Below are 1,125 nucleotides of genomic sequence, written 5' to 3' on the forward strand. Positions count from 1 at the left end.
AGATGCGCATCGCCGGGGTCACATGGTCTAGAAAGGTGTCGGGCATGAGCGTGGTGTCGGCATTGCCGCCGCAGGCAAGCTTGGCACCTTTGGCCAGCGCGTCGTCGATGAGTTGATTGCAATGGTTGACCGAGCCCATGCCGATCACCGAGCCGAGCACCACCGGCTCGGGTTTGCGCGGGTCGCCCAGCGGCAGGTGTTTGGCCTTGTCGGCGAACTTCTTCACAAAGGCATCGGCGATCTTGCTGTCCACGATGATGCGCTCGGTGCTCATGCAGATCTGGCCGCTGTTCATGAAGCAGCCGAAGGCTGCTGCGTTGACCGCATCGTCCAGGTCGGCGTCGTCCAGCACCACCAGCGGCGCCTTGCCTCCCAGCTCCAGCACCACCGGCTTGAGGTATTTCGCGCAGGTGGCCGCGATGATCTTGCCCACCTTGGTCGAGCCGGTGAAGTTCACGCGGCGCACGGCCGGGTGCGCCACCATGGCTTCGACCACGGCTCCGGCGTCGGCCGGGGCGTTGGTGATGTAGTTCACCACGCCGGGCGGAAAGCCCGCGTCCTGGAACGCTTCGATGATGAGCTGGTGGGTGCGCGGGCAGTTTTCGCTGCCTTTCAAGATGACGGTGTTGCCGCAGGCCAGCGGCACGCAGATGGCGCGCACGGCCAGGATGATGGGCGCGTTCCAGGGCGCGATGCCGAGCACCACGCCGGCGGGCTGGCGGATGCCCATGGCCAATGACCCGGGCACGTCGGAAGGGATCACCTCGCCGGCCACCTGCGTGGTGAGCGCGGCGGCCTCGCGGATCATGCCAGCGGCGAGCATCACGTTGAAGCCGCCCCACATGCCGGTGGCGCCGGTCTCGGCCGACACGGCTTCGATGAACGCGGGTGTCTTGGCTTCGAGCGCGTCGGCGGCCTTGAGCAGCAGCGCGCGGCGCTGGCTGGGGCCGGTTTCGCTCCAGGTCTTGAAGGCTTCGGCAGCTGCCTCGACTGCCATCACGGCGTCGGCCGTTGAGGCGGCGGGCGCGCGCGTGGCCACGCTGCCGTCGAGCGGGTTGCGGCGCTCGAAGGTGGCGCCTTTTTCGGCGGTGACCTTGAGGCCGTTGATGAGCATGGACATGTCGG

General features: G+C 67.5%; 1 protein-coding gene. It reads right to left on the minus strand.

What is annotated here, in order from left to right:
* Positions 1-1,120, minus strand: a 1,120-nt coding sequence (locus Q7J58_RS12435; protein WP_304828301.1) for an aldehyde dehydrogenase family protein, incomplete at its 3' end; no start/stop codon positions are given.
* Between the last annotated feature and the right edge of the window lie 5 nt (positions 1,121-1,125).

The organism is Hydrogenophaga sp., assembly GCF_030656115.1.
GTDB lineage: Bacteria > Pseudomonadota > Gammaproteobacteria > Burkholderiales > Burkholderiaceae_C > Hydrogenophaga.